General features: G+C 68.1%; 26 protein-coding genes and 2 pseudogenes. 14 read left to right on the top strand and 14 right to left on the bottom strand.

Annotated elements, in window-relative coordinates:
* Positions 1-827: 827 nt before the first annotated feature.
* From AC3EUV_RS30700 to AC3EUV_RS30690, 3 genes are all read left to right on the top strand, one after another.
* Positions 828-1,484, top strand: coding sequence for a YeeE/YedE family protein (locus tag AC3EUV_RS30700; protein WP_435604344.1), 657 nt, complete (start codon positions 828-830; stop codon positions 1,482-1,484).
* Positions 1,484-1,900 (top strand): YeeE/YedE thiosulfate transporter family protein, encoded by a 417-nt coding sequence (locus tag AC3EUV_RS30695; RefSeq protein WP_109893874.1) that lies wholly within the window; start codon positions 1,484-1,486, stop codon positions 1,898-1,900. Before AC3EUV_RS30700 ends, AC3EUV_RS30695 begins: the two co-directional genes overlap by 1 nt.
* 665 nt (positions 1,901-2,565) lie before the next feature.
* Positions 2,566-2,988, top strand: a complete 423-nt coding sequence (locus AC3EUV_RS30690; protein WP_432144764.1) for a VOC family protein — start codon at positions 2,566-2,568, stop codon at positions 2,986-2,988.
* Between the two features lie 175 nt (positions 2,989-3,163).
* Here the strand turns inward: AC3EUV_RS30690 and AC3EUV_RS30685 are convergent, their stop codons facing one another.
* The gene (locus AC3EUV_RS30685) at positions 3,164-5,209 is read right to left on the bottom strand and encodes a trypsin-like serine peptidase (protein WP_435604361.1); all 2,046 of its coding nucleotides are present in this window, start codon (positions 5,207-5,209) and stop codon (positions 3,164-3,166) included.
* Positions 5,210-5,439: 230 nt separating this feature from the next.
* Here AC3EUV_RS30685 and AC3EUV_RS30680 point away from each other — a divergent pair, with 230 nt between their 5' ends.
* From AC3EUV_RS30680 to AC3EUV_RS30670, 3 genes are read left to right on the top strand one after another with little or no spacing between them, the layout of a single operon-like run.
* A complete protein-coding gene (locus AC3EUV_RS30680) occupies positions 5,440-5,883 on the top strand; it encodes a hypothetical protein (protein ID WP_432144765.1) in 444 nt (147 codons plus the stop codon).
* Positions 5,880-7,820, top strand: a complete 1,941-nt coding sequence (locus AC3EUV_RS30675) for a GMC family oxidoreductase (RefSeq protein WP_435604343.1) — start codon at positions 5,880-5,882, stop codon at positions 7,818-7,820. The genes AC3EUV_RS30680 and AC3EUV_RS30675 overlap by 4 nt, the downstream gene beginning before the upstream one ends.
* 26 nt (positions 7,821-7,846) lie before the next feature.
* On the top strand, positions 7,847-9,712 hold the full coding sequence (locus AC3EUV_RS30670) for a peroxidase family protein (RefSeq protein WP_435604342.1): 1,866 nt from the start codon (positions 7,847-7,849) through the stop codon (positions 9,710-9,712).
* Between the two features lie 410 nt (positions 9,713-10,122).
* On the opposite strand, the gene AC3EUV_RS30665 is transcribed toward AC3EUV_RS30670, so the two are convergent.
* Complete coding sequence (locus AC3EUV_RS30665; protein WP_435604340.1) at positions 10,123-11,724, bottom strand: sodium/solute symporter; 1,602 nt, start codon at positions 11,722-11,724, stop codon at positions 10,123-10,125.
* Complete coding sequence (locus AC3EUV_RS30660; RefSeq protein ID WP_435604339.1) at positions 11,721-12,044, bottom strand: DUF485 domain-containing protein; 324 nt, start codon at positions 12,042-12,044, stop codon at positions 11,721-11,723. The genes AC3EUV_RS30665 and AC3EUV_RS30660 overlap by 4 nt, the downstream gene beginning before the upstream one ends.
* 491 nt (positions 12,045-12,535) lie before the next feature.
* On the opposite strand from AC3EUV_RS30660, the gene AC3EUV_RS30655 reads away from it, so the two are divergent.
* The gene (locus AC3EUV_RS30655; RefSeq protein WP_435604338.1) at positions 12,536-12,772 is read left to right on the top strand and encodes a hypothetical protein; all 237 of its coding nucleotides are present in this window, start codon (positions 12,536-12,538) and stop codon (positions 12,770-12,772) included.
* A gap of 251 nt (positions 12,773-13,023) precedes the next feature.
* On the opposite strand, the gene AC3EUV_RS30650 is transcribed toward AC3EUV_RS30655, so the two are convergent.
* The 8 genes and pseudogenes from AC3EUV_RS30650 to AC3EUV_RS30615 form a co-directional block, all read right to left on the bottom strand.
* The gene (locus AC3EUV_RS30650) at positions 13,024-13,164 is read right to left on the bottom strand and encodes a hypothetical protein (protein WP_432144802.1); all 141 of its coding nucleotides are present in this window, start codon (positions 13,162-13,164) and stop codon (positions 13,024-13,026) included.
* 24 nt (positions 13,165-13,188) lie between these two features.
* On the bottom strand, positions 13,189-13,980 hold the full coding sequence (locus tag AC3EUV_RS30645; RefSeq protein WP_432144771.1) for an IclR family transcriptional regulator domain-containing protein: 792 nt from the start codon (positions 13,978-13,980) through the stop codon (positions 13,189-13,191).
* 89 nt (positions 13,981-14,069) lie between these two features.
* A complete protein-coding gene (locus AC3EUV_RS30640) occupies positions 14,070-14,921 on the bottom strand; it encodes an ABC transporter ATP-binding protein (RefSeq protein WP_435604337.1) in 852 nt (283 codons plus the stop codon).
* 51 nt (positions 14,922-14,972) lie between these two features.
* A complete protein-coding gene (locus tag AC3EUV_RS30635; protein ID WP_432144773.1) occupies positions 14,973-15,755 on the bottom strand; it encodes an ABC transporter permease in 783 nt (260 codons plus the stop codon).
* 4 nt (positions 15,756-15,759) lie between these two features.
* On the bottom strand, positions 15,760-16,602 hold the full coding sequence (locus AC3EUV_RS30630; protein WP_432144774.1) for an ABC transporter permease: 843 nt from the start codon (positions 16,600-16,602) through the stop codon (positions 15,760-15,762).
* Positions 16,599-17,573, bottom strand: coding sequence for an ABC transporter substrate-binding protein (locus AC3EUV_RS30625; RefSeq protein WP_432144775.1), 975 nt, complete (start codon positions 17,571-17,573; stop codon positions 16,599-16,601). The genes AC3EUV_RS30630 and AC3EUV_RS30625 overlap by 4 nt, the downstream gene beginning before the upstream one ends.
* 246 nt (positions 17,574-17,819) lie before the next feature.
* Positions 17,820-17,945 (bottom strand): annotated as a pseudogene (locus tag AC3EUV_RS30620) (IS5/IS1182 family transposase); the annotation flags it as partial.
* 437 nt (positions 17,946-18,382) lie between these two features.
* The gene (locus tag AC3EUV_RS30615; protein WP_435604336.1) at positions 18,383-18,604 is read right to left on the bottom strand and encodes a hypothetical protein; all 222 of its coding nucleotides are present in this window, start codon (positions 18,602-18,604) and stop codon (positions 18,383-18,385) included.
* A gap of 287 nt (positions 18,605-18,891) precedes the next feature.
* On the opposite strand from AC3EUV_RS30615, the pseudogene AC3EUV_RS30610 reads away from it, so the two are divergent.
* The 4 genes and pseudogenes from AC3EUV_RS30610 to AC3EUV_RS30595 all read left to right on the top strand — a co-directional run.
* Positions 18,892-19,505, top strand: a pseudogene (locus AC3EUV_RS30610) (SDR family NAD(P)-dependent oxidoreductase); the annotation flags it as partial.
* Between the two features lie 2 nt (positions 19,506-19,507).
* On the top strand, positions 19,508-20,392 hold the full coding sequence (locus tag AC3EUV_RS30605; protein WP_435604335.1) for an amidohydrolase family protein: 885 nt from the start codon (positions 19,508-19,510) through the stop codon (positions 20,390-20,392).
* A gap of 27 nt (positions 20,393-20,419) precedes the next feature.
* Entirely contained in the window at positions 20,420-21,922 is a 1,503-nt protein-coding gene (locus tag AC3EUV_RS30600; protein ID WP_435604334.1) for an acyl-CoA synthetase, read from the top strand.
* A 65-nt stretch (positions 21,923-21,987) separates the two neighbouring features.
* Entirely contained in the window at positions 21,988-22,443 is a 456-nt protein-coding gene (locus AC3EUV_RS30595; protein ID WP_432144779.1) for a MaoC family dehydratase, read from the top strand.
* A gap of 44 nt (positions 22,444-22,487) precedes the next feature.
* Here the strand turns inward: AC3EUV_RS30595 and AC3EUV_RS30590 are convergent, their stop codons facing one another.
* The 3 genes from AC3EUV_RS30590 to AC3EUV_RS30580 form a co-directional block, all read right to left on the bottom strand.
* Positions 22,488-22,736, bottom strand: coding sequence for an IclR family transcriptional regulator domain-containing protein (locus tag AC3EUV_RS30590; RefSeq protein WP_488187894.1), 249 nt, complete (start codon positions 22,734-22,736; stop codon positions 22,488-22,490).
* Complete coding sequence (locus AC3EUV_RS30585) at positions 22,619-22,975, bottom strand: IclR family transcriptional regulator domain-containing protein (RefSeq protein ID WP_488187987.1); 357 nt, start codon at positions 22,973-22,975, stop codon at positions 22,619-22,621. Before AC3EUV_RS30585 ends, AC3EUV_RS30590 begins: the two co-directional genes overlap by 118 nt.
* A gap of 251 nt (positions 22,976-23,226) precedes the next feature.
* Positions 23,227-23,421, bottom strand: a complete 195-nt coding sequence (locus AC3EUV_RS30580; protein ID WP_435604333.1) for a helix-turn-helix domain-containing protein — start codon at positions 23,419-23,421, stop codon at positions 23,227-23,229.
* A 178-nt stretch (positions 23,422-23,599) separates the two neighbouring features.
* On the opposite strand from AC3EUV_RS30580, the gene AC3EUV_RS30575 reads away from it, so the two are divergent.
* Genes AC3EUV_RS30575 through AC3EUV_RS30565 form a run of 3 tightly spaced genes read left to right on the top strand, consistent with a single transcriptional unit; the run spans position 23,600 to position 26,435 of the window.
* A complete protein-coding gene (locus AC3EUV_RS30575; RefSeq protein WP_435604332.1) occupies positions 23,600-24,439 on the top strand; it encodes a CoA transferase subunit A in 840 nt (279 codons plus the stop codon).
* Positions 24,439-25,221, top strand: a complete 783-nt coding sequence (locus tag AC3EUV_RS30570; protein WP_435604331.1) for a CoA-transferase subunit beta — start codon at positions 24,439-24,441, stop codon at positions 25,219-25,221. The genes AC3EUV_RS30575 and AC3EUV_RS30570 overlap by 1 nt, the downstream gene beginning before the upstream one ends.
* Before the next feature lie 11 nt (positions 25,222-25,232).
* Positions 25,233-26,435: a thiolase family protein gene (locus tag AC3EUV_RS30565; RefSeq protein ID WP_432144798.1), complete on the top strand. Its 1,203-nt coding sequence runs from the start codon at positions 25,233-25,235 to the stop codon at positions 26,433-26,435.
* Positions 26,436-26,451: the final 16 nt, after the last annotated feature.

Raw genomic sequence — 26,451 nt, 5'->3', positions numbered from 1 at the left:
CCTCGCCGGCGGTCATGAATATCCGGACATGGCAGGCAGTGCCGCATATCCGTCGCGGAGAGAGTATCTCACTAAGTAGTGCCAAGTGACCTGTTTGAAAAAATTCCCAGAGTTGCTCGGGACACCGAAACGATGGTTGCATCTCGCCCGGTCGAGAAAGGGAGGCAAGCACCTCATGTCATTGCCCGTCACCGCATTGCTTTTGAGACCTTCGACCGGGCACAGCAAGGGCAGGAATCGAGAACGGCAACCACTCTCCCCGAACGAGTGGTGCGCCGGCCAGAAGGGAGCAACGTGAGTTGCTCGCATGCCGCAGGATGCCCCCTTTTCCCCCTACTCAGGGCGAGCTTGCAAGGTTGGCGCGAGTACTACTGCGACAGCGCAGATCGATGGCTCGGCTGTGCCCGCTACCAGATGTCACTCACCGGCGAGCGCGTGCCGATCAGCCTGCTGCCCAACGGAGCCAGCGCGCGACATCTCGAAGCCCCGGCCGAGGCGGGCCGATCCAGCGCCACCAGCGCGACGGCCGCCCCTCGACAGTCCCCGCCGTCACGACCCACTCCGGGGTCACCGGCGCCCGCGTCCTGGCCCCAGCCGGCACCGACCCAGCCACATGAGCAGTCACAGTCGGGGCCTGGAACCGCAACACCGGAAGCCATGGCCCAGTACGGAGCCACACCTCCACCAGCAGATGTCTGGCATGACCGGCCGTCACCGCCCCCACAGGTCGACCGACCTTCAGACAGCCTCGCTCGACAATCACGGCACGCGCCCGCCCCGAAGTGCGGCTGGTGGGCTCGTTTTGCCGATTGGATGAGAGGACCCGCATGAGTACCTACTGGCCCTGGTGGGCGGGCGCTATCGGGCTCGCTCTGGTCACCATCAACCACACCTTCATCACTGATCGGTCTCTCGGGGTGTCGGCCGCGTGGGATCGCGTGCTGCACTGGCGTCGCGAACGCGAGCTCGAACGGATGGATGAGGAGTTCGCCGACGATCAAGCTCTGGCCGAGGCGCTTGCCGCAGCCACAGCGGAGCATTTCGGCACCGGCACCGGCGCGTCCAGCGTGCCGCAGGCTCCGCACGAAAAGTCGCAACCACTGGAAGCCGACACCGAATCGGCAGCGAGTGAGCGTCCGGCAGCCACGAGCCTGCGCCCGGCCCCGCTGGTCACTCAGGCTGCCCTGCTGTTTTCGATTTTCCTCGGTGGGTTCATCGCCGCGGTCGCCTCCGGGCGGTTCCACCTCCGCTACGACATGGGCCCCGGTTTTCGGGACCTGGTCACCGCCGATTCGACCACCATGATCGCCATGCTGTTCGTGGGGGGTGTGCTGGTCGGCTTCGGCACCCGGCTGGCCGGTGGGTGCAGCTCCGGCCACGGACTCAGCGGCTGTGGCCGGCTGCGGCCGGTCAGCCTCGTCGCGACCGCCGTGTTCTTCGGCACCGCCGTCGCGGTGTCGTTCCTGCTGTGGAAGGTGATCTGATGCGTACTCGGGGCGCGATTCTGCTGGCCAACATCATCACCGGACTAGCTCTCGGTTACACCGTCACCAACATCGGTTTCGGCGACTTCGCTGAGCTGAACCGCATGTTCACCTTCCAGGACCTGCGCATGTTCCTCTCCTTCGCGGGTGCTGTGGTGATCCTCGTGTGCGCGTTCGCTCTGCTGCGGGTCCGCCGCACCCCGGGACGCATCCACGCCGGCGTGATCCCCGGCGCGGTGTTGTTCGGTACGGGCTGGGCGATTTCAGGCGGGTGCCCGGCAATCCCGATCATCCAGGTCGCCAGCGGATACCTACCTGCCCTGATCACTATCGTCGGCGTCATCGTCGGTATCCGGTTGTGCCGCTGGGCCAACGCCCGGTACTTCCACCTCGACCGCGGCTCCTGCGGGCTGTAACCCAGCACCCCACACCGAAACGAGCCATGCAGCTTGGGTCTCTCACTTTGACGATCCTTCCGACGGCCTCCGGCAGCGCGTGCACATCTGACAACGTGATCAAGCCCCACCGGAAGAGCAGCACGTACAGAGTAGGTACGCGACGTACATACGGCTCTCCCTCGCGCCCGTGCTCGGCACCAAGCGACTAGAGATCTTCGGCCGCGCCAACGGCCAGGTCAGCATGTCCATGGACGTATACGCACATCTGGCGCAGGACACACAGGGGAAAGTCCGGGCGAGCACCGCCCTGGCCGCGTTCTGGGCCTCGAGAGGGTCCCGCTTGCCGCTGTGAGAGGTAAGGGAACCCCCGTCGGCTTGCCGGCGGGGGCGATCTCCGCCAGCTCGGGGCAGCAGCGGCGCTGGCCGGGAGCTCTGCGACTCGGACCTGGGAAGACCGCGATGAAGTCCTCATGCTCCGCGAACCCGGGGCTGAGGAAATGACGCGTTGCTGAGACAGCAGCCCAGCGACATGGCCTGAGGCAACGAGAAGAATCACAGGTCAGAGCGGTCCGGCAGACAGCGATTCGACGGGACCATTGCGACAGAGGGTGTCGTGGTTCGTCGGTATCTTGGCTCCGCGGCGATCGGACAGCCCGATCGGCCACATCACGGAGGAGCGACAAGTGGGGTCTCAGGTCAATCCGTGCATCACGTTCAACGGCAACGCGCGGCAGGCGATGGAGTTTTACCGGGAGATCTTCGGTGGCACGTTGCAGCTGGGAACTGTGGCGGACTTCGGTTCACCGGACTCGCCCAACGCCGAGAAGGTCATGCACTCCCGGTTGGACACTCCCGCCGGCTACACGCTGATGGCATGGGACTATCCCGATGACCGGCCTGGCCACCCGCCCTATCGGCCAGGCAACAATGTCGCGGTCTTCCTCGACGGCGACGACCGGGGGCTTCGCGACTACTTCGAGAAGCTGTCCGTCGGTGGCACCGTCACGCTGCCTCTGGAAAGGCAGGTGTGGGGCGACGAGGCGGGCTCGCTGGTTGACCGGTTCGGGATCAGCTGGATGTTCAACATCACCGCCCAGAACCGCTGATCAGCAGACTTCCCATCGAGGCCGTCCTGGGGCATCCCGGCCTCCACGACGCCGTGTTCCGCGGAAGGTGCCGGCGGGCAGTCCCTCATTACACGTCCGGCAGCAACATCCACGCCCGGGGGAGCAGCCACTGGGACATCATCACCTACAAGTGCCCCAGGGCGCCCCGGACGCGTCACGGGCGTCTGACGGTGCGGCTGATCGCGCCGGCCACCTCCGGGTGGGACAGGTACTCCTCGATGTTGTGTGCCCGGTCGCGGGCGTTGGCGACGGCCAGTTCCGTCAGTTCGTCGCGCCAGCTGTCGCCCAGCGGACATCCGATGGCGACCGCGTCGGTCGGGCACCAGGCGTTGAGCCAGTGGTTCACCCGCTCGGGACGCTTGGGGCCGCCGGCGAGGAGCCGGCTGTACACGCTGTCCAGGCCGAGGGGGCTGCCGGCGGTGACGAGCAGGGTGAAGTCCAGTTCCGGCGCGAGCCGTTCGATGAGGTCCATGCCGACCACGGTGCCCAAGCTGTGGCTGACGAGGACGAGTTCACCGGAGGTGGGCATCGAGGCGAGCACGGCGTCCAGGACCGCGTCGCGGACGCCTGGATCGTCCAGGTACGCGGCGACGTCCCGGAGGGTCGTGGCGATGACCAGCTCGTCCAGGTCGGTCCTGGCGGCCAGCCAACTCAGCTGCCGTTGCAGGGCTCCCACCAGGGAGCCGCCGAAGCGCTCGGTGGCGAGCTGGTCCCCACCCGGCATTCCCGCGGCTTCCGCCGCTTCGGCCATCAGCTGCTCATACGTGCCTCTGGCCGGACCGGCGGGTGCGCAGGCCTCCGCCGTCGACCCGTCGGCCACCGCCTCGACGGGCTGGGGGGCGGCTTCGTGCGGCTGGATGGCCTGTACGAGGCGGTCTCCGTAGTACGGGAACCAGGCGTCCGCCGGGTCGATCGGGGTGAGGGCTGCGCGGGTCAGCCCGTAGTTGAGCCCCGCGGCCCAGGTGCGGCGCAGCTCCTCGGGGTCCTTGCCCTGCTGGCTCCTGCCGTGCAGGAAGACCAGGTGCCGGTTCCCGCCGAAGGCCGTCTTCCTGGCGCTGAGTCCGACGCGTACCGCGGCGGTTTCGGTGGCCGGTGCAGCAGCGGCGGCGAGGGGTGGGACAGCCGCTGCCTGCGGTGGTGCCGGTTGTACGGCCGGCACCGCCTCCTGGAGGCCGGAGTCCTCGCCCATCTCGGCCAGGAGCGCGCGGCGTGCGGGATCGAGCGGCAGGGTCGCGAGCTGTTTGAGGAGGGAGCTGATGCGGACGCCTTCGTTCGACACCCAGTTGATGGCGTCGTCACCGTCGCCGGGGCGCCAGACCTGGCCGTCCTTGCGCAGTGTGCGGCCCTGTGCGTCCTTCTCCGGCACCCCACTGTGGTGCAGCGCCACCACTTCCCACTGGTCGTTGAAGACGGGCGAACCCGAATTCCCCGGCTCGGTGTCGGTCTTGTAGTGCAGGAAGTCGTCCAGCCGCACCTGAAGTGCGTTGTCGCGGACGGCGATCTCCTTGAGGCGGCCCATGGGGTGACCGATGACGTTCACCGGTTCACCGATGACCAGCTTGCCGAACTGAACGCTGAGCCTGTTCCATCCGAAGGCCTCTCCCGGCTGCCGGTTGTCACTGAGGGGGCGCACCAGGACCAGGGCGAAGTCGAGCCGTTCGTCCGCGACGAAGAAGCTGCCGGGGTCGAGTTCGAGCCGGACCGGCGGGCCGGGGACGTTGTCGATGGTGACCTGGGCGTCGAACTCGACGAAACACTGCTGGGCGGTCGCCTCGTCGGGCAGCACATGGTGGTTGGTCATGAGCAGGCGCGGCGACACCAGGAATCCGGTGCCGAGCGGGAGCTCGCGACCGTTCTCCCTGGTCGAGATCCGGGCGACGGTGCGTGCCGCCCGTGCGCCGCGCGGCAGGAAGCTCCATGCCTGGAGTTCCTTGGAGAGGCCGAGAATGCGTTCGTACGCCTCGGGCGCTGCCAGCGGTGCTTCGCGGATGCTCTCCACCGCCGCCGCGGCGGGTACCCCGTGGCGGTCGAGCAGCCGTGTCGCTCGGGTGGCGATCGCATCCGGCGAGTCCGGGAACGGCACCCCCTCGTCCTGCTTCCGCTCGGCGGTCCGCCGCTCCGTGCCCGTCCGGCGGTACCGCTCGGCAGCGGCGTCGGCCTGCTTCCGTCGTTCCGTGCTCGTGCTGCCGGTCACTCCCATGGCCACCCACCGCTCCCGTCCTCGCCTGTGCCTGCATTCCTCTCCAGCAGGGAGGCAACGGGGAGACTGCGCGACAGGGAGGGGGCAATCGGGTGGCGGGACCTTGGTCCCGAGATGCGGGGGCCTGGGCGTCTGAATAACGTGATAGCAGGGGAATCCCTACGTGCGGATGCTGAGGGGAGGGGTTCCGCAGCGTCGTGGAGGCCGCAGCACCCGCGAGGAGATGCATCATGGCCAAGCCACGCGCGGCCCGCCGGCCTGTGTCGGTCTACGCACTGGCCGGGGTCCGGCTCTTCAACGGGGTGACCGGCCTGCTGACGCCCGCCCTGCTCATCCGGCGACTCGATCCCGGCCGTGAACTCAGTCCGGCGGCTGTCTACGCCTTCCGGCTCTTCGGGATCCGTACGGTCCTGCTCGGCCTCGACCTGCTGACCAACCGCGGCGAGCGGCTACGGGAAGACCTGCGCGAGGGTGTCCTCATCCACGGCAGCGACACCGCCACGGCGGCAATGCTCGGCATCCGTGGTCAAGTGCCTCCGCGTACGGCCGTCCTCACCACGCTCATTTCGGCCACCAATACGGTCCTGGCCGCCAACGGCGCGGACATCGGGAAAGCGCGCTCCAAGAAGGCGTGTGCCTGGAAGGCGTCCCTCGGGAAGAGGCGGCGGACGTGACCTTGGACCCCGGCGCTCCCCCGGTCGAGACGGGCTTCGACTACGTCGTCGTCGGCGCGGGCGCCGGCGGCGGACCGCTGGCGGCCAATCTCGCCGCCGCGGGCATGCGGGTGCTGTTGCTCGACGCGGGCGGCGCCGAGGAGAACGACAACTACCTGGTGCCCGCCTTCCACGGTGACGCCTCCGAGGACCCCGTCCAGCGCTGGGACTACTTCGTGCGGCATTACGCGGACGAGCAGCAGCAGCGGCGCGACAGCAAGCTCGTGCCCGGCGAGGGCGTGCTCTATCCGCGCGCAGGGGCGATCGGCGGGTGCACCGCGCACCATGCGCTGATCAGTGTCTATCCGTATAACCGTGACTGGGACGACATCGCCAGGGAGACCGGCGACGCGTCGTGGCGGAGTACGGCCATGCGCCGGTACTTCGAGCGGCTGGAGCACTGTACGTACCGTCCCCGGCCCAAGGAGCCGCCCGGGCACCCGCTGCTGGCCGCGTTGCTGAGGCATCTGCCGTTCGTCTCGGCCCGTTACCGCAACGACGCATGGCACGGCTTCGACGGCTGGCTGCCGACCGCCCTCGCTGATCCCGAACTGGTCGTCCAGGACGGGCAGTTGCTGAAGGTCATCCTCGCCGCGGCGCAGGACACCCTCACCGATTTTCTCGGCCGGCCGCTGTCCCCGCTGGAGGGGTTCGGTTCCTTCGTTGATCCCAATGACTGGCGGGTGCAGACCCACGCTCTGCAAGGGCTGTGGCAGATCCCGCTTTCCACGGCCGACGGGCGGCGCAGCGCCGTCCGCGAGCGCGTCGAGGCGGTCCGGCGCAGCCACCCGCACCGCTTGGTCGTACGGACGAATGCCCTGGTGACCCAGGTCGTGTTGGACGAGCGCGGGGCGGCGACCGGTGTCGACTACCTCGACCAGGCGCACGCCTACCGGGCCGCCCCCGGCAGCGGGGGAGACGTGCCGCCCCCGGCGTTGCGCAGGGTGCTCGCCTCCCGCGAGGTGATCCTGGCCGCGGGGGCCTTCAACACGCCCCAGCTGCTGATGCTTTCCGGTATCGGCCCGCGGGCGGAGCTGGCGCGGCACGGCATCCCGGTGCGGACCGAGATCCAGGGTGTGGGCAGCAATCTCCAGGACCGCTACGAAGTGGGCGTGGTCAGCCAGATGGACCGTGAGTTCCCGGTCCTCAAGGACTGCGACTTCCACGCGCCGGAGCCCGGGCGGACGCCGGACCGCTGCTACCGGGAGTGGCAGCTGGGCGAGGGTGTTTACACGACCAACGGAGCCGTGGTCGGGATCACCCGCAAGTCCCGCCCGGAGCTGGACGCCCCCGACTTGTTCATCTTCGGCGGCCCCTTCGACTTCCGCGGCTACCGTCCAGGCTACGCGCAGGATCTGACACGCCACGGGGACCGATTCACCTGGGCTGTTCTGAAGAGCCGCACCCGTAACACGGCGGGCACGGTACGGCTGCGCTCCGCCGACCCCCGCGACACCCCGCTGGTGAACTTCCGGTACTTCACCGAGGGCACGGACCAGGAGGGCGTGGACCTGGAGGCGATGGCCGATGCGGTGGAGTTCGTCCGCGGGATGAACCGCCGGGCCGGCTCGGTGATCCTCAAGGAGTTGTGGCCCGGCGAGGAGGTCGGGAGCCGTCCGGAGCTGCGCCGCTTCGTGCGGGACGAGGCGTGGGGGCACCATGCCTCGTGCAGTTGCAAGATGGGCCGGGCCGACGACCCCTCGGCCGTCGTGGACAGCCGCTTCCGGGTGCGCGGTGTGGACCGGTTGCGGATCGTCGACGCCTCGGTCTTCCCCCGTATTCCCGGATTCTTCATCGCTGTCCCGGTCTACATGATCAGCGAGAAGGCGAGCGACGTGATCCTCGGCGACGCGGAGCGTACTGGTACCGGCACGGCCCCGTCGCTGCAGGCGAAATGAACAGGACCGACGCAAGGAGCACTGCAATGAGCGCGCACCGACACAGCCCCCGGCGATCCCCTTCCTGTTACCGCGCCTCTCTCCCCTGGCGGATCGTCACCGGCGTCGCCACGTACCTCGACCGGCGTCTCGGATGGGACAAACTCCCCGTCATTCCCGGGCTGTTGACCCTCCTCGGGCTGCGGGTCCGGCTCCGCCAGAAGAACCTCCACGACACCGGCGCCCTGCCGTCCGTCAATCTTCCCGATCCCGCTCCGCCCTCGGCGAGCCACCAGGTCAACCGGACCCCCGATGGCAGTCACAACGACCTCGCCGAGCCGCGGATGGGCATGGCGGGAACGCGCTTCGGCCGTAACATCCCACTGGACCGCATCGCCCCGGCCACGCCCGAATCGGTGCTCTCCAGGCCGAACCCGCGGGAGGTCAGCCGCGCGCTGCTCACCCGCCACGAGCTGACGCCCGCCGAGACGGTCAACTCCCTGGTCGCCGCATGGCTCCAGTTCATGATCCGCGACTGGTTCAGCCACGGTACGAGCCCGGAGGAGCGGCCCTGGGAAGTGCCGCTCATGGACGACGACCCGTGGCCGGAGCGCCCGATGCGGATCATGCGGACGCCGGACGACCCGACCCGGGACCCGCAGGCGCCTGCCGGGACGCCCGACACCCGCGTCAATGTCTCCTCCCACTGGTGGGACGCTTCGCAGCTCTACGGAACCAGTGAAGAGCAGCAAAGCCAGTTGCGTACCGGTGAGTTGGGCAAGCTCCATATCTGGAACAACCACAACGACCGGTCCCCGTTCTTCCAGGACCCGGCCAACGATCCGTCCCGCATACCCGGCTTCTGGCTGGGCCTCGCCATGATGCAGAACCTGTTCACCCACGAGCACAACGCGATCTGCGACCATCTGCACACGGCCTACCCGTCCTGGGGCGACGAGGAGCTCTTCCAGCGTGCCCGGCTCGTCAACGCCGCACTGCTCGCCAAGATCCACACCGTGGAGTGGACGCCCGCGGTGATCAGCCACCCCACCACCGTCAAGGCCCTGCGGGCCAACTGGTGGGGCATCGCGGGTGAGCGCGTCCACAACCTCTTCGGGCGGATCAGCGAGAGCGAGGTCATCAGCGGCATCCCCGGCGGCGACACCGACCACTACGGCATCCCGTACGCCCTCACCGAGGAGTTCGTGGCCGTCTACCGTATGCACCCGCTGATCCGCGACGAGTGGCATCTGCGCTCCGCCACCGACAACGAGACCCTGAGCGAGTGCACCTTCCGCGACATCGCCGGACCCGCGGCGCTGAAGGTCCTCACGACCACGCCGATGGCCGATCTGCTCTACAGCTTCGGCACCCTCCACCCCGGTCTGGTCACCCTGCACAACTTCCCCAAGTTCCTTCAGGAGTACGAGCGTCCCGACGGTCATCTCCAGGACCTCGCCGCGACCGACATCCTGCGCAGCCGGGAACTGGGCGTCCCGCGCTACAACGAGTTCCGGCGGCTGCTGGGGCTGAAGCCCGCGGAGAACTTCGAGGAGCTGACGTACAACCCGGCGTGGGCCGGGGAGATCGAGCGCCTCTACGAGGGCGACATCGAGAAGGTCGATCTGACGGTGGGGATGTACGCGGAGAAGCTTCCGGCCGGCTTCGCCTTCAGCGACACGGCGTTCCGCATCTTCATCCTGATGGCCTCGCGGCGGCTGAACAGCGACCGCTTCTTCACCGAGTACTACACGCCGGAGGTCTACTCGAAGGCCGGTATGGCCTGGATCGACGACAACACCATGGTCACCGTGCTGCTGCGCCACCACCCGGAGCTGCGTACGGCCCTCGCGGGCCTGGACAACGCGTTCGTACCGTGGCACACGGCCCGGGGCAGCCGGTCCCGGACGTGACCACCCGGCCGTACGGCCCGCGTCGTACGGCCGCCGCCGTGGGTTGCGGGTCAGGTCTCGCAGTTCGTGCACTGGCTGCGGCGGGATGAACGAGGGTTTCACCAGGCCGTGGGCGCCGATCTGGGTCAGCCAGGCCGCTTCCGAGGCGTTCGTCTTGTGGCCGGGCAGGTTCTTGATCTGGCGCGCTTTGACCAGGATCACTTCAAGTCCTCGCCCAGCAGGTAGTAGAACGGCTTCCAGTAGTGCGACGTCGCCTCGATCACCACCAGGGTCACCTGTGCGGCGAGCAGGTGATCCCGGAGGGCGAGCACCGCGCCCGTCGTCGATCCCCAGGCTGTGGTCCCTGTCGTGAAGGACCCCCGCCGCTTCGTACTCGGGGTGCGGACGCACGCCTTGGTGTGACCGCCCCATCAGACGCCTGCGGCCTTGCCGGTGAGCACGACGAGCTCCAGCTCCTCATACTGCTTGTCGTCCTCCGCAGGGGTGCCCCTGCGGCGGCGGTCCAGGACGCTTGCGAGCCAGCCGAGGGCGAACCCGACCGGGACGGTCACCAGACCAGGTGTCAGCAGCGGGAACCAGTTGAAGTGCTGGTCTGGGAGAACCGCGCCCGGGCTGCCGGAAATCGCCGGCGAGAAGATGGTCAGCACTATCACCAGGGCAGATGACCCGCACATGCACCACAGTGCCCCGACCTTGGTAAATCCTCTCCAGAGCAGGCCGTAGAGCAGCACAGGCGTCAGGGCGGAAGCAGCGAATGATAGTCCGAGCACAAGCATGAACTCGTGCTTCCACTGAACGGTCACCGCCGCCAGGGCGACCCCCAGCGCGCCGATGACTGCCGCGCTCCAGCGCGCCGCGCGCACCTCCCTCCCTTCGGCGAGGTGACCGCGATGAACCGCGTGGGCGTATATGTCGTGAGCCACCGAAGATGCCGCGGCAAAGGTGACGCCGGCGACACCCGCGAGAGCCGTCACGAACACCGCGCAGGCGACTGCGGTCAGCAGCAGACCGCTGCTGTCAAGGGCGAGCGCCAGCATCGGGATCCCGCCGACTCCGCCCGCGTTCGTTTGGCGGAGCGGCTCGGCACCGACGATCGCCGCAACGCCCACACCGATCACCACGACCATGGTGCAGAGCGCGGCAGTCAGGCCGACCGCCCAGCGCATGGACGTTCGCAGGGATCGCGTGTCCCGGGCGCTGTACAGGTGCATCGTGAGGTGCGGCAGAGCGACCACGCCAAGGATGCCGGTGAGGTGCAGCCCGAAGAGATTCAGCGTGTGGTGGGGGCCGGAGCCGAACTGCTGGTCGGGGCGCAGGAACGCGGTGCCCAATCCGCTGCCCTTCTCCGCGGCACCGAGCAGGCCATTGATACTCCAGTCGAACCGGTTGAGCACCATGACGGTGATGACCGCCATGGTGGTGAAGAGCAATGCGATCTTGCAGATCTGCACCAGGACGGTGGCTTGCATTCCCCCGAAGGGGGCGTAGCAGACCATGAGAACGCCCAAGCCTGCGATGCACGCTGTTTCCGCCCCTGCGCCGGAGAGCCCGAGCAGATAGGTGGTCGTCGTGCCTAGGCCGGAAAGTTGGAGGACGAGATACGGCAGACATACGGCCAGGACCAGCACGCCCATCATGATTCTGACGGCTCGTCCGGGAAACCGTCGCGCCAGTGCATCGCCCATGGTGTAGCGGCCGGCGTTGCGTAGTGGTTCGGCCAGCAGCACCATCAGGAGAGCGGGCGCCGTCACACGACCCAAGGCGAGCCACACGCCATCGGATCCGGCGAACACGATGACGTTGGTGGTGGCCAGCACGGTCAGCAGGGTGATGTATTCGCCGGCGATGGCGAAACCCCTCTCCCACGCCTTGATGACCCTGTTGCCCGTGAAGAACTCGGCCGCGCTGTCCGCCCCTGATTCCGCGAACACGCACAGGAACAGGCACAGAAAGATGAAGAGCAGAAAGAAGATGATGATCAGCGACTGCGTCGCGGGCGACGTTTGGCTCACAGCGCATCTCTCCGCCCACCGGCGGCCAGACGGTCCCTGACCCGATCCGCTGCGGGGTCTTGGTGCTCCTTGGCAGCCCGGCCGTAGTAGCACACGGTCCAGAGAACGATGATCAGTTGGAGGGTCACCAGGAGCAGTCCGGCACTGACATGTCCGAGCACTTCGGTGCTGAGGGCGGGTGCGGCGATGCAGCAGACCGCCGTGAACAGCAGGTGCGAGGCCAGGAGCCAGCCCGCTGTGCGGCGGCGAATCCGCCGGGACACGGCGCGAAGGCGGCGGAGTTCCGGGCCCGCGGGTGACGGCGGTGGGGGTGGCGGCACCCACGCTCGGGGATCTTGCCGCAGAGGATCGTGCCAGAGGTCGCGCGGTGAGGTCACAGGGGAAGCTCCAATGTTGTCCTGATGACCCGCGAATGCGAACTGCCGCGGGCGGTCGAGTCTTCGCCGCAACGGAATCCATGTACGTGCGCGCCGAGTCGGGTCACGCCAGCAGGGCGTCGATGCTGGGGGTTGGGCGCTCCCACGGCGGCCTCCGAACTCTTGGCGGCGCCGACCAGCGCGTCCATCTCGAGACTGGTCCGGCTTCGGCGTCCCGCAGCATGGAGGTCTTGAACGCGCCGACCTCGCGGGGGACCGTGTCCCCGCCGCCTCGCACGTATCCGAAACAGGATCATCCGTCTCGGGGAAACCGATTTGGGTGGCCTGAAGTTATGTCTATTGATGACTGCCGTCAAGTATGTGCACAGCATTGGCAGGGTAGTAGGAGGATGTGCCTGTGAAGCGGTACGTGAAGGCGTGGACGGGAGGTCAGCATGACGGACGTGGAGGTGGAGAACGAGCGACCGGCGCTGCGGCCGCAGTCGATCACGCCGGCGCTGCTGGGTGACTATGTCCTGGGACGCGACGTGGTGGTGTTCTCGGGCAGCTACATCGAGGCACTTGGGCGCGTTGGGGTCTCCGAGCAGGCGACCCGCTCCACCCTCACCCGGATGGTCAATCGCGGGCTCCATCAGCGCTGTCGCCGAGTTGCCGCACGTACTTGGGACTGACTCCACGCTCGGTGGCGATCCTCAGTAACGGCGGAACTCGCAGGCCGTCTCTTGCGTGATCGCCAGCCGGGACAGCCGCTCCTCCTCGAGAATCAACTGCTCGCTCAACCGGGCCATCTCCTCACGAAGTTGCTTCACACGTTCCCGCGCGGCAGCTTCCCGACCCACCAACCGACCCAGCAACGATCGCAAGCGAGCTACACCCATCAGCAAATGTGAACACCGGGCGGAACTGCACCTCTTCGGACACGTCACCACCAGCCATGCACGAGCTCGAAAAGCGTGTTGCCGAAGGCTGTGATCCGGGAGTTCCTGCGGATCGGGTCCTGCTGGTGGCCGTCTGCTATCGCACGAATCTCGCGATGCGGCAGCTCGCGCCGCTGTTCAGGCATCCGCACAGTCCTCTGCAACACGCTTCAGCCGCCGGACACCTTTAGCTCGGCCTCGATATTGGCCGCGGTGGCCAGCAGTGGCGGCAGCAGATGACTGCATATCGAGTCCGGCGTACCCCGGCTGATGTGTGTGGAGAGGTTGACGCCGGCTACCACCTGCTGGGACTCGTCCCGGATGGGCGCGGCGATCGCTATCAAGCCCTCCTCCAACTCCTGGTCCACCAAGCACCAGCCCCGTGCCCGTACCTCCTCCAGCTCGGCGGCGAGCACCTCCTTGCGGGTGATCGTCCTGGGAGTCAGCGGAGCCAGGGACACGGTGTCCAGATAGCGCCGCAGCGGAGCGTCCGGCAGACCGGCCAGCAGGATCCGGCCGAGAGAGGCGGCGTACGCGGGGAACCGGGTCCCGACACTGATCGATACGGTCATGATCCGCCGGGTGGGAACCCGGCTGACGTACACCGCGTCCTCACCGTCGAGCACCGCCACCGACGAGGATTCGTGAACCTCGGCGACCAGCCGCTCCAGGTGGGGTGCGGCGATCTCCGCCAGCGACAGACTCGACAGGTAGGAGTACCCCAGCTCCAGGACCCGTGGGGTGAGCCGGAAGAGCCGGCCGTCGGTGGCCATGTACCCCAGGTCGTTGAGGGTCAGTAGGAAACGCCGGGCGGTGGCACGGCTCATGCCGGTGATTCTGGCGACCTCGGCGAGGGTCATCTCGGGCGCGTCAGCGGTGAACGCCCGGATCACGGACAGTCCGCGTTCCAGGGATTGCACAAAGTGCGGCTCGCGTTCGTTGTCCTTCACTGTGCCCACCATCTTTCGTCGACCGTGTCGCTGTGGAGCCGTCCAGGCCGGGCCCAGCGGGAGAAACCCTTCGCGCATGGAACACCTGTTCCGGGCAAATGCTAGGGCTTGGTCGTTTCGAGAGCCCAACCCTGACTGTCCGCAGGTACTGCCGCATCCGCGGGTGCCGCCGAGTCTGTGTCGCCGCTGTGGTGTTTGGCGCGCTGGATCTGCTCGTAGACATGCGCGCGCAGCTCGGCGAAGCGCGCACTGGAGCGGGTGTGCAACTGGTCGCGCTCATCGGGGAGATCGATGACCAAATCCTCCTGCACCACGGTCGGTGACTTGGATAGAATGATGGTGCGCTGGCCGAGGTAGACGGCTTCGTCGATGTCATGGGTGACGAAGAGGACGGTGACTCCCAGCTCGTGCCAGAGGCGCCGGATGAGGTCCTCAAGCTCGGCGCGGGTCTGCGCGTCGACCGCGGCGAAGGGCTCGTCCATGAGCAGGACCTTCGGCTCGAACGCGACAGCGCGGGCGATGGCGACGCGCTGTTGCATGCCTCCGGAGAGCTGCCAGGGGTAGGCCTGGTGGGCGTCGGCGAGACCGACCACCTCCAGCGCGTGGTTCACCAGTTCCTTCTCCCGCGGCTTGCCCAGCTTCTTGTGGCGCAGCGGCAGGGCCACGTTGTCGCGCACGTTCATCCAGGCGAACAGGGAGCGGCCGTACTCCTGGAACACCACCGCCATGCCGGGCGGCGGGCCGTCGACCGGTCGGCTCTCCAGACGTACCTCTCCGTCGCTGGGGGTGAGCAGTCCCGCCATGCACTTCAGCAGCGTGGTCTTACCGCATCCGGATGGGCCGACCAGGCACACCAGTTCTCCGGCATCGATATGGAAGGTGAGGTTCCGTAGCGCTTCGACGTTGCGGTGGCGGCCGGTGTAGATCTTCTGCAGGTCTCGAACGTCGAGCATCGACGCCTCCTTCATGCGAATGTCCGGTTCAGTGGCCGGTTCGGCGGGCGGTCATGAGTTCCGCTGGGCACGGCGCAGGCCGTGGTACCAGGCCAGGACCCGGTTCTCGGCGAACCGGAAGAGCAGCGACAGGACGAAACCGAGCAGGCCGAGCAGCAGCACACCGCTCCACATCTCGGGAATGGCGAAGGAACGCTGAAACTGCACGATGGTGAAGCCCAGGCCGTTGCTGGCGGCGAACATCTCGCTGATGACCATGAGGATGATCCCGATGGGCAGGGCCTGGCGCATGCCCGTGATGATCTGAGGGCTGGCCGAGCGCAGTATCAGATGCCACAGGCGGGAGGGGCCGCTGATGCCGTAGGACCGGCAGGTGTCGCTCAGCACCTCGTCGACGGCGCGGACGCCCTCGACGGTGTTGAGGAGGATCGGCCACATACAGCCGCCGACGATGACGAGCACCTTCATGGTGTCGCCGATGCCCACGAATAGCATGATCACTGGTACGAGCACCGGCGGCGGGACGGCCCTGAAGAGTTCCAGGACCGGCTCCAGGACATCCCGGACGACGCGGCTCGTACCGATCAGCAGGCCGAGTCCGACGCCGATGACAACGGCGAGGAGATAGCCCTCGGTGAGCCGGGCCAGGCTGGGCACCACGTCCGACAGCAGCCGGTCGGCCGTCCAGACCCCCCCGGATTTCTGCAGGACGTCGGAGAGCGCCGGGAAGTAGAAGTTGGTGCTGCCCGCGGTGGCGTACCACCAGAGGGCGAACAGGACCGCGGGCAGGCCCAGGGCCAGCAGGATCCGTCGTGCCACTGTGAAGACGGTCATCCGACTATCCCTCCTTGCGCATGGATTGGTGCCAGTGCATCGCTCGCCGCTCGATCACCCGTGCCACCAGGTTGACCGCCACTCCCAGAAGTCCGCTGACCAGGACCAGGGCGTAGACCTGGGGCACCGCGCCGGACACCTGCGCGACGGCGATCTGATGGCCCAATCCGGGTGAGCCGATGATGAGTTCGGCGGTGATCGCGAGCACCAGTGCCACGGTGGCGGCCAGCCGTAGACCCGTCATCACATAGGGCAGGGCGGTGGGCCACAGGACGTACCGCACCCGTCCCCAGCCTCCGAGTTGGTAGCTACGGGCGGTGTCGTCCGCGACCGGGTCGAGGTCCTGCATCCCGGCGAGCACCTGGATGAGCACCTGCCAGAAGGAGGCGTACACCACCAGCAGCAGCGTTGACATCAGGTCGGTGCCGTAGAGCAGCACCGCCACCGGTATCAGGGCCACGGACGGGATCGGCCGCAGGAACTCGATGGTGGAGGCGGTCACGGCGCGCAGCACGGGAATGGAGCCGATCACGACACCGACCACCACGCCCGCGACGACGGCGATGGCCAGGCCCAGGCCCCACCCGGTCAGGGTGTCACCGAGCGCGGTCCAGAACGCGCTGTCGTCGAGCATGTGCCACAGGGCACGGCCCATCTCCGAGGCCGGCGGGAGGTAATCGGGGGAGACCAGACCGGTGTGCGGCAGTACCTCCAGCAGCGCCACCAGTCCGGCCAGTCCGGCCAGTCCGCGCAGCGGGGTGGCCGCACGGCCCAGGCCACGCCGGGCGAGGGGCGCGCCGGGGCCGGGGGCCTTCCGCACAGGATGGAGCGTCGACGGCGTCGTCATGAGAACAGGGCGCGGAGGTCCGGTGACTTGGTGAAGATGCCGTCCTTCTCGCCGAGCGAGGCCAGTGTCTCCACGGACGCCCGGTTGACCTCCGTAGGCCAGCGGGGGAGCGTGAGCGCCTTCACCACCGAAGCGTCGATCTTGGTGTAGGCGGTGAGTATCTGGCGCGCCTCGTCCGGGTGCTGGTCGGCGTACTTCAGCGACTCGGTCATGGCGGCGACGAACTTCTTCACCAGTTCGGGGTTCTCCTTGGCGAGCTTGGCCGAGGTGAAGTACGTCGCGACGGTGAGATCCGGGTCGGTCTCGGCGAACGGCGACGCCACGACGCGGGCGCCCTGGGCCTTGGCGATCGTCAGCGCGGGCTCGCCCATCCAGGCCGCCTCCACCTGCCCGCCGTCCAGTGCGGCCGGCATCTGGTCGAACGGCATCTCGACGAACTTGATCTTCGAGGGGTTGCCGCCGGCCTTGCGCACCGACTCGCGCACGGTGGTGTCCCCGATGTTCTGCAGCGTGTTCACCGCCACCGTGCGCCCGGCGAGGTCCTTGGCCGACTTGATCGGGCTGTGCTTCTTGACCGCCACACCGCTGACGTCGGCTCCGACCTTGCCCGTGGAGGCCGCCCCGTTGACCACGGACTTGATCGGCACCCCCTTGCTTTGGGCGATCATCAGCGAGGTGACATTGCTGAACCCGAACTGGAACTGCGCGCTGACCACACCGGGAACGATGGCGGCGCCGCCCTGGGCGCTCTCCACCGTCAGCTTGATGCCGCGGCTGCTGAAGAAGCCCTGCTTCTCACCCAGGTAGAGCGGCGCCACATCGACGATCGGGATGATTCCGACTTTGACCTGCGTCGTTCCGCTTCCGTCGGCTGGCGCCGAACCACCGGACGAAGAGGTCGAGGCTCCGCATCCGGCCGTGGCGACAACCGTCGTTGCCGCTATGGCCATCCCAACAAATCGTCTTCGCATTTTGCCTCCTGGTAATAACAGCCAAGTGTGCGCGATGCGAACACTCGTTCACTCGTCGAACTTGGCGGAACGGTAGAGCCGCGGTTGCGGGCGCGTCAATGGGTGATGTCGAAGGTGTTCCGAATTGAGTCCGGGAGGCGGGGGAACGGCTGACCGGCGCGGCCGGGTGGCGGCGCACGATCAGTCCGACCACGTCCCCCACGGACAGTGCGAGGTGCGCCTGCAAATTGCTCACTCGGAGCCGGCCGGCAATGGCCGCCGACCTGTATGCCGGAACCGCCGCTCACGCCGTGACAGCAACGGTTCAAGACGGTCCCGAAGCTCATCCGACGCGATCCACGGCGACGTTCCCACATCGAACCGAACGCTCAACTCCCTGGTTTGGTAAGCGAGAGCGGGTTTCGGTGCACCTTCTGACGCCGGTCGGGAATCTTGGCTGGTCAGGCCGATTTGTCTAGGGCGAGGCTGGTGAACTGCCGGGTGGAGTGGCTGGGTGGCTGGCGCCCTCGGGGGCGGGTGCCGGGTGGTGAGCAGCGGGGAAGGGGCGCCATCGACCTGGGCACGCTGAGTGCGCTGGTGCACTGCGTGCGAACTCAGCAGGGTGTGTAGTCGGACTTCATTGACGCTGAGAATCCGCGGGACGGTTCCTCGGGCGCGGGGCACGCCGTGACGGGCGCGTGGCACCTGGCGAAGGTCGAGGAGTGTGTACGTATCGCCAAGTAGGAGCGGGGCGACCCGTGCCCACGGGGTGGGGCGCGGTTCCAGCCGGGCATCGCGGCGGACCTGGGGACCTGGCCGCTCGGCACGGCTCAGCCCCGGTCCCGGTCGGACACCCGCAGCAGCAGTGTGTGCGGGGCCTTGCGCTGCTCGGCGCCCAGCGGGGCGAGCGGGTCGTCGGTGACCCGGCGGCTCGCCTTGTCGGTGTCGCGTAGCGCGTCCCGGCCCGCGTCCGCCAGGACCGCGATGCGGCTGCGGCGGTCATCGGGGGAGGGGTGGCGCTCGACGAAGTCGAAATTCTGCAGGTCGTCCACGAGGCTCACTGTGGCGCTCGGGTCGTAGTCGAGCCGTTCTCTGTGCCGGTGATCTCTTGCTCCTGGCGCCGGGGCCGTGCCGGGGCTTGAGGTGTGTTCTTGCCAGCATGCTGGATACCAAGGTTTCGGGAAACTATTGACGACAACAATGATTGGTCATAACTTCTATTTCGTGAGTCACTCGGGACCGGGCAGCAGTGTCCCTGCGTCCCCGCAGCACCCTCACCCTCGTCCGGCCGAAGGGGCACCAAGCCGTGCCGAACGCTTCCACCGACCTGACCGGCAAGGTCGCCGTCGCCACCACAGAGGCCGCTGAGCGCATGGCCGGCCGCGCTGTCTCCGAGTTCGGGCGACTGGACATTGTGGTCACCAACGCGGGCATCCTGCGCGACAAGGTGCTGTGGAAGATGTCCGATGAGGACTTCGACGCCGTCATCACCACCCACCTCAAGGGCACCTTCACCCTCGCCGCCGCCGTCTAGATGCGCGAGCAGGACGAGGGCGGCAGCCTTCTCCTCGTCGGCTCCCCAGCCGGTCAGCGTGGCGACTTTGGCCAGACCAACTACGCCGCCGCCAAGGCGGGCATCGCCCCCGTACATCGGGTCGAACCGCAACGGCGAGCCGCTGCCGGATTTCCTGCGCAAGGGCGAGGCTTCGGCGCCGCCGACGACTGCCCCGCTCTCGTTCCCTTCCTCGCTTCCTCCGCCGCCCGTGACGTCACCGGCCAGTACATCGGCATCGGCGGTGACAAGCTGGATGTGTGGTCGCACCCACAGGAGACCAAGGTGGCGTACGCCGACGGCGGCTGGACCCTGAGACCATTGCCGCCACCTGGCACAGCTCGGTCGGCAGCGAGCCGGAGTCCGTCGGCATCCCGGCACCCAAGATCCCGGAGGCGTGAGTATGTCTGCCATTAGCGTGGACGATCTGGTCGCCATCGACGTCCACATGCACGCCGAGCTCTCGTCCAAGGGAAACTCCTCCCTGGACGACGACCTGCACGATGCCTCCAGCGCGTACTTCAAGGTCGAGGGCAAGCGGAAGCCGACGCTGGAGGAGACCGCCGCCTACTACCGTGAGTGCAGGATGGCCGCTGTCATCTTCACCGTTGACGCCGAGTCGGCCACCGGCACCGAGCCTGTCCCGAACGAGGAGGTCGCCGAGGCGGCCGCCGCCAACGCGGATGTGCTGATCCCCTTCGCCTCCATCGACCCCTTCCGGGGCCGGGCCGGGGCGAAGCAGGCCCGGCGCCTGGTCGAGGAGTACGGAGTCAAGGGTTTCAAATTCCACCCCAGCATCCAGGGTTTCTTCCCCAACGACCGCGCGATCGCCTACGAGTTGTACGAAGTGATTGAGGAGACGGGCTCCATCGCCCTCTTCCACACCGGCCAGACCGGCATCGGCGCGGGCGTACCGGGCGGCGGCGGCATCCGGCTGAAGTACTCCAATCCGCTGCACATCGACGATGTGGCCGCCGACTTCCCGCACCTGAAGATTATCCTGGCGCACCCGTCCCTCCCCTGGCAGGACGAGGCGCTGGCGGTGGCCACCCACAAGCCGGGCGTCCACATCGACCTGCCCGGCTGGTCGCCGAAGTACTTCCCGCCGCAGCTGGTGCAGTACGCCAACACGCTGCTGAAGGACAAGGTCCTCTTCGGCTCCGACTACCCCGTCCTGACGCCCGACCGGTGGCTCGCCGACTTCGACAAGCTGGCAATCAAGGACGAGGTACGCCCGAAGATCCTCAAGGACAACGCCGCCCGGCTGCTCGGGCTCACCCACTCGTAGCTCACCCACTCGTAAAGGGGCGCGACGATGCGCAACGAGGGACTGGGATCGTGGCCCGCGCGCCGGGCCCGCAAGACCCCACACCGCGTGGTCCTGATCCACCGAGACGTGGCGGTCAACTATGCCGCACTGCACGCGCGTACCATCCGCCTCGCCCACGTCCTGCGCGCGGCCGGCATCCGGCGCGGCGACCGGGTCGCCTACCTGGGTGCCAACCATCCGTCCTACCTGGAGACCCTGTTCGCCGCCGGGGTGCTGGGCGCGGTCTTCGTACCGCTCAACACTCGGCTGGCAGGACCCGAGGTCGCCTACCAGTTGGCGGACTCCGGGGCCAAGGCGCTGATCCACGCCCCCTCGCACGGTGTCCTGGCGGAGGGTTTGCGCGGCGAGACCGACGTACGGACCCGTATCGTCGTCGGTCCCGACTACGAGCACCTGCTCGCCGACGCCTCCACCGAGCCGATCGACGAGCCCGTCGGGCTCGACGACATCTGCATCATCATGTACACGTCCGGGACGACCGGCCGCCCCAAGGGCGCGATGCTCACTCATGGCAATCTCACCTGGAACGCCGTGAACGTACTGGTCGACCAGGACCTCATCGCCGACGAGGTCGCGCTGGTCTCCGCCCCGCTCTTCCACACCGCTGGGCTGAACATGCTGACGCTCCCGGTGCTGCTCAAGGGCGGCTGCTGCGTCCTAGTGGAGGCGTTCGACCCTGGCGGCACCTTCGAGCTGATCGAGGACTACAGGATCACCTTTATGTTCGGGGTGCCGGCCATGTTCGACCAGATCGCCCGCCATCCGCGCTGGGCCGGGGCGGATCTGTCGTCCCTGCGCATGCTCTCCTGCGGCGGCTCGCCCGTACCGACCTCGCTCATCGCCACGTACCAGAGCCGCGGTCTCACCTTTATGCAGGGATACGGGATGACCGAGGCGGCGCCCGGCACCCTCTTCCTGGACGCCGAGCACGCGGTCAGCAAGGCGGGGTCGGCCGGTGTGCCGCACTTCTTCAGCGACGTACGGGTCGTCCGGCCCGACCTGAGCCCGGTCGGGGTGGGGGAGACCGGCGAGATCCTGGTGCGCGGGCCGCACGTCATGCCGGGGTACTGGGGGCTGCCTCAGGAGAGTGACGCGGCGTTCGCCGACGGCTGGTTCCGTACCGGGGATGCTGCCCGGGTCGACGAGGACGGCTTCGTCACCATCGTCGACCGGCTCAAGGACATGATCATCTCGGGCGGGGAGAACATCTATCCGGCCGAGGTGGAGGACGTGCTGCTCGCCCATCCCGGCATCGTGGAGTGCGCCGTCATCGGCGTGCCCGACGAAAGGTGGGGCGAGGTCGGCCGCGCGGTGGTCGTGGCCCGCGAGGGAGTGCGGATCGACCCCGACGAGGTGCTGGCCTCGCTGGCCGGACGGCTCGCCAAGTACAAGATCCCCAAGTCCGTCGTGGTCGTGGAGGCGCTGCCCCGAACGGCCTCCGGCAAGCTCCTCAAGACCCGGGTCCGGCGCCAGCACGGCTCGGCCTGACCACGGCGCCGACCACCCCCGATTCCCGTCACGAAAACACCGAGTCACGAAACCGGAGACCTTCCATGGGCATCACCGTCAACGGCCTGGACGAATTGAAGAAGCTCGCCGGCGCCGACCTGGGCACCAGCGACTGGATCGACATCACCCAGGAGCGCATCAACACCTTCGCGGACGCCACCGGCGACCACCAGTGGATCCATGTGGACGTGGAGAGGGCCAAGGAAGGCCCCTTCGGCGGCCCCATCGCCCACGGCTACCTGACGCTGTCCCTCTTCATCCCGATGTTCACCGAGCTGTTGGACGTCGAGGGCGTCACCACCAAGGTCAACTACGGCCTGAACAAGGTCCGTTTCCCCTCCCCGGTGAAGGCCGGCTCCCGGGTCCGGCTGGTGGCGCGGCTGGCTGAGGTGGAGGAGGTGGCCGGCGGCGTGCAGATCACCGTTGAGGGCACCATCGAGACCGAGGGCGGCGCCAAGCCTGCCTGCGGCCTGCAGAGCGTCTCGCGCTTCTACGCGTAGCGACACCCCAGGAGACGGAGCCCGGCGACTTGGCGGATACGCCGTCAGGCCACGGGCACCCGGGCGGCCACATGCAGGTCGTTCTCGATGTGCGTGGCCGCCTCCCGCAGCGGGGGCAGCAGCTCGGCACGCGCCTGCCCGGCGGAGCGGCGGCTGGCGTGCATTGAGACCGCCGCTATGACGTGTCCGGCGCGGTCGTGGACTGGTACGGCGATCGACCGCAGGACCTCCTCAAGCTCCTCGTCGATGAGCGAGTGGCCGTCCCGGGCGACCTGGTCGAGGATCTCGGCCAGGCGGTCCGGGGAGGTGACCGTGTGCCCGGTGACCGGCTTGAGGACCGCGTGCGACAGGCGCGTTCCTTGGAGGGCAGGCCCGCGAGCAGTACCCGGCCCATTGAGGTCGCGTACGCCGGGAAGCGCGTCCCCACCGTGATGTTGACGCTCATGATGCGCACCGTGGGGACCCGGGCCACGTACTGGATGTCGTGCTCCAGCAGCACCGCCATCGATGCCGAGTCGTGCACCCGCTTCATCAGCTGAACAAGGTGCGGCTCGGCGATCTGGGGGAGTGTCAGCCCGGACAGGTGGGCGAACCCGAGCTCCAGGACGTGCGGGGTGAGCAGATGGCGCGACGCCGGGTCGCCTGGTGGACGAAGCGCAGTCCGTCCGAGTCCGGGACCGCTATCGACACCGACTCGTCGAGACTGTCGGCGAAGGGCGTCGGCCAGGGGGCCCAGCACGCCCGGCAGGCGGCAGGCTTCCAGATAGGCGTTGCCGAGTTCCATCAGCCGGGGGGGGTGAGCACGGCGTCGCGGCCTTCGACGCGCAGATACCCGGCGCGAGCGAGGGTGCTCACCACCCGGTCGACCGTGGAGCGGGCCAGCCGGGTGGCCCGTACGAGATCGCTCACGGGCTGCCGTCCGTCGGCCGCGGCCAGTTCGCGCAGTACCGCGAGGCCTCGGATCAGGGGCCCACGCACTCTTTCGGGGTCGCGGCAGTGGCGGCGTGAGATGTCATGGGCACTTCAGTGTGACGAAATCTCGTCGCAACCGTACTGGCTCGCAACGTTGACAGCGGCAACGGCCTGGGAGCAGACTCTGGAAATTCGCATTATGGACTAAAGTTCACTGGACGAACAAGCTTCGAGGATGGGAACCGTGGCTGACATCCGGACTCTGCAGGAGGCGGTGGCGGAGCTGATCCATGACGGCAACACTGTCGCCATGGAGGGCTTCACCCACCTGATCCCGTTCCAGGCGGCACACGAAGTGATCCGCCAGGGGATCACCGACCTGACGCTGGTACGGATGACACCCGATGTGGTCTATGACCAGCTGATCGGTGCCGGACTGGTGAAGAGGCTGGTTTTCTCCTGGGGCGGCAACCCCGGCGTCGGCTCGCTGCACCGCTTCCGCGACGCTGTCGAGAACAGCTGGCCGCGGCCCCTGGAGGTCGAGGAGCACAGTCACGCGGGCATGGCCAACCGCTATGTCGCCGGCGCCTCCAGTCTGTCCTTCGCCGTGCTGCGCGGCTACCGCGGGACCGGCCTGGTCGAGCGGACCGCCACGGTCGCCACGGTGACCTGCCCCTTCACCGGCGAGGAACTCGCGGCCGTCGCCGCCATCAACCCGGACGTCACCGTCATCCACGCCCAGCAGGCAGACCGCGCCGGAAACGTACAGCTATGGGGCCTGCCAGGAATCCAGAAGGAGGCCGCGCTAGCCGCCGAGCGGGTTCTGGTCACCGTCGAAGAGATCGTCGACGAGCTGGAGCCGAAGCCCGGCACCGTGTTCCTGCCGACCTGGGCCATTACCGCGGTCGCCGAAGTCCCGGGCGGCGCCCACCCGTCGTACGCCGCCGGATACACGGTCCGCGACAACGACTTCTACCGCGCCTGGGACTCGATCGCCCGGGACCGCGATGCGTTCCAGTCCTGGATCGAAGAGCACGTGCTGCAGACCGACGGAAACGTGCTGAAGACCGCAGGAGCGGCCTGATGGCCACCCCCACCGCGACCGCGACCTGGACCACCGACGAGCTGATGGAGGTCAACGCCGCCCGCGCGCTGGCCGGAGCCAGGACCTGCTTCGTCGGCATCGGCTTGCCGAGCACTGCGGCCAACCTTGCCCGCAACACCGTCAACCCCGGTCTCGTCCTCATCTACGAGTCCGGCGCCATCGGCTCCAAGCCCGCCCGGCTCCCGCTGTCCATCGGCGACGGCGAACTCGCCGAGACGGCCGACACCGTCGTCTCCGTACCCGAGATGTTCAGCTACTGGCTCCAGGCCGGCCGGATCGACGTCGGCTTCCTCGGCGCCGCCCAGCTCGACCGGTACGCCAACATCAACACCACGGTCATCGACCGCGGCCCGGACAAACCCGAGGGCCGGCTCCCCGGCGCGGGAGGCGCCCCCGAGATCGCCGCCAACTGTGGCGAAGTACTCATTGTGCTCCGCCACTCCCCACGCAACTTCGTCGGCGAGCTCGACTTCGTCACCTCCGTCGGCCACGGCTCCGGCCCCGACGACCGCAGGAGGCTCGGCCTGCGCGGCAAGGGGCCGACCGCTGTCATCACCGACCTCGGCGTCCTGCGGCCCGACCCGGCCACCGCCGAGCTGGTCCTGACAGAACTCCACCCCGGTGCCACCGTGGAACAGGTGCGGGCGGCGACCGGCTGGGAGCTGAAGACAGCCGACGCCATCGGCACCACCGCCGAGCCCACCGCCGGCGAACTCACCGCGTTGCGCGCCCTCAAGGCTGCCGGAAAGGCCGGTAGGTGATGAGTGACCGCATGAAGGACGTCTACATCGTTGATGCCGTCCGCACCCCGGTCGGCAAGTACGCAGGCGCACTGTCCGGCGTGCGCCCCGACGACCTCGCGGCCCATGTCGTGCGGTGCCTCCTCGGCCGTACGCCGGACCTCGACCCGGCCCGTATCGGTGATGTCTTCTTCGGCAACGCCAACGGCGCCGGCGAGGACAACCGCAATGTCGCGCGGATGGCGGTGCTGCTGGCCGGGCTCCCGGTCACCGTCCCCGGTGTGAGCGTCAACCGGCTGTGTGCCTCCGGCCTCGAAGCCGTCATCCAGGCCGCCCGGTCGATCGCGGTCGGTGACACCTCCATCGCGCTGGCCGGCGGCGTCGAGTCGATGTCCCGCGCGCCATGGGTCCTGCCCAAGCCTGAAGGGGGCTTCCCCGCAGGACACCAGGAACTGTACTCGACCACGCTCGGCTGGCGCATGGTCAACCCGAAGATGGAGCCGCAGTGGACGGTTCCGCTCGGCGAGAGCGCGGAGCTGATCGCCGAGAAGCACGGCATAACCCGTGAGCAGCAGGACGCCTACGCGCTGACCAGTCACGAGAAGGCCGCGCGCGCCTGGAAGGACGGCCTGTTCGACGCGGAGTTCGTGCCTGTCGAGATCCCGCAGAGCAAGGGCGAGCCGGTGCTCTTCGCCCGCGACGAATGCGTTCGCGACACCGCCTCTCTTCAGGCCATGGCCAAGTTGAAGCCGTCCTTCCGTAAGGAGAACGGCACAGTCACCGCAGGCACCGCCTCGCCGCTCAACGACGGTGCGGCCGCGCTGCTGCTCACCGACGAGGAGGGGCTCGAAGCCACCGGCCGGGAGCCGCTCGCCCGGATCCGGGCCTCCGCCGTCACCGCGATCGAGCCGCACTACTTCGGGCTCGGCCCCGTCGAGGCGGTCAACCGGGCCCTCGCCAAGGCCGGAAAGAGCTTCGCGGACCTCACCACCCTTGAGCTCAACGAGGCGTTCGCGGCCCAGGTCCTCGGCTGTGTGGCCGAATGGCCCGACCTGGACCCCGCGATCCTCAACCCGCGTGGCGGAGCCATCGCCATCGGCCACCCGCTCGGCGCTTCCGGCGCCCGCATCGCCGGGGCGGTCGCCCACCAGCTTGCCGCCGCCGGTTCCGGCACCGGGGCCGCCGCCCTCTGTATCGGCGTGGGCCAGGGGCTGGCCCTGGTGCTGGAGCGATGAGGCACCCCCGCGCAAG

Source organism: Streptomyces sp. bgisy130 (assembly GCF_057708345.1).
This window is presented reverse-complemented; position numbering and strand designations above follow the sequence as displayed.

Coding starts and splice junctions, on each gene's coding strand:
- AC3EUV_RS30625 (WP_432144775.1), bottom strand. CDS start 17,573: ATGCGAAGACGATTTGTTGGGATGGCCATAGCGGCAACGACGGTTGTC.
- AC3EUV_RS30600 (WP_435604334.1), top strand. CDS start 20,420: ATGCGCAACGAGGGACTGGGATCGTGGCCCGCGCGCCGGGCCCGCAAG.
- AC3EUV_RS30680 (WP_432144765.1), top strand. CDS start 5,440: ATGGCCAAGCCACGCGCGGCCCGCCGGCCTGTGTCGGTCTACGCACTG.
- AC3EUV_RS30630 (WP_432144774.1), bottom strand. CDS start 16,602: ATGACGACGCCGTCGACGCTCCATCCTGTGCGGAAGGCCCCCGGCCCC.
- AC3EUV_RS30655 (WP_435604338.1), top strand. CDS start 12,536: ATGACGGACGTGGAGGTGGAGAACGAGCGACCGGCGCTGCGGCCGCAG.
- AC3EUV_RS30685 (WP_435604361.1), bottom strand. CDS start 5,209: ATGGGAGTGACCGGCAGCACGAGCACGGAACGACGGAAGCAGGCCGAC.
- AC3EUV_RS30605 (WP_435604335.1), top strand. CDS start 19,508: ATGTCTGCCATTAGCGTGGACGATCTGGTCGCCATCGACGTCCACATG.
- AC3EUV_RS30645 (WP_432144771.1), bottom strand. CDS start 13,980: ATGGTGGGCACAGTGAAGGACAACGAACGCGAGCCGCACTTTGTGCAA.
- AC3EUV_RS30650 (WP_432144802.1), bottom strand. CDS start 13,164: ATGCCTGAACAGCGGCGCGAGCTGCCGCATCGCGAGATTCGTGCGATA.
- AC3EUV_RS30700 (WP_435604344.1), top strand. CDS start 828: ATGAGTACCTACTGGCCCTGGTGGGCGGGCGCTATCGGGCTCGCTCTG.
- AC3EUV_RS30565 (WP_432144798.1), top strand. CDS start 25,233: ATGAAGGACGTCTACATCGTTGATGCCGTCCGCACCCCGGTCGGCAAG.
- AC3EUV_RS30635 (WP_432144773.1), bottom strand. CDS start 15,755: ATGACCGTCTTCACAGTGGCACGACGGATCCTGCTGGCCCTGGGCCTG.
- AC3EUV_RS30695 (WP_109893874.1), top strand. CDS start 1,484: ATGCGTACTCGGGGCGCGATTCTGCTGGCCAACATCATCACCGGACTA.
- AC3EUV_RS30595 (WP_432144779.1), top strand. CDS start 21,988: ATGGGCATCACCGTCAACGGCCTGGACGAATTGAAGAAGCTCGCCGGC.
- AC3EUV_RS30670 (WP_435604342.1), top strand. CDS start 7,847: ATGAGCGCGCACCGACACAGCCCCCGGCGATCCCCTTCCTGTTACCGC.
- AC3EUV_RS30640 (WP_435604337.1), bottom strand. CDS start 14,921: ATGCTCGACGTTCGAGACCTGCAGAAGATCTACACCGGCCGCCACCGC.
- AC3EUV_RS30570 (WP_435604331.1), top strand. CDS start 24,439: ATGGCCACCCCCACCGCGACCGCGACCTGGACCACCGACGAGCTGATG.
- AC3EUV_RS30585 (WP_488187987.1), bottom strand. CDS start 22,975: ATGAAGCGGGTGCACGACTCGGCATCGATGGCGGTGCTGCTGGAGCAC.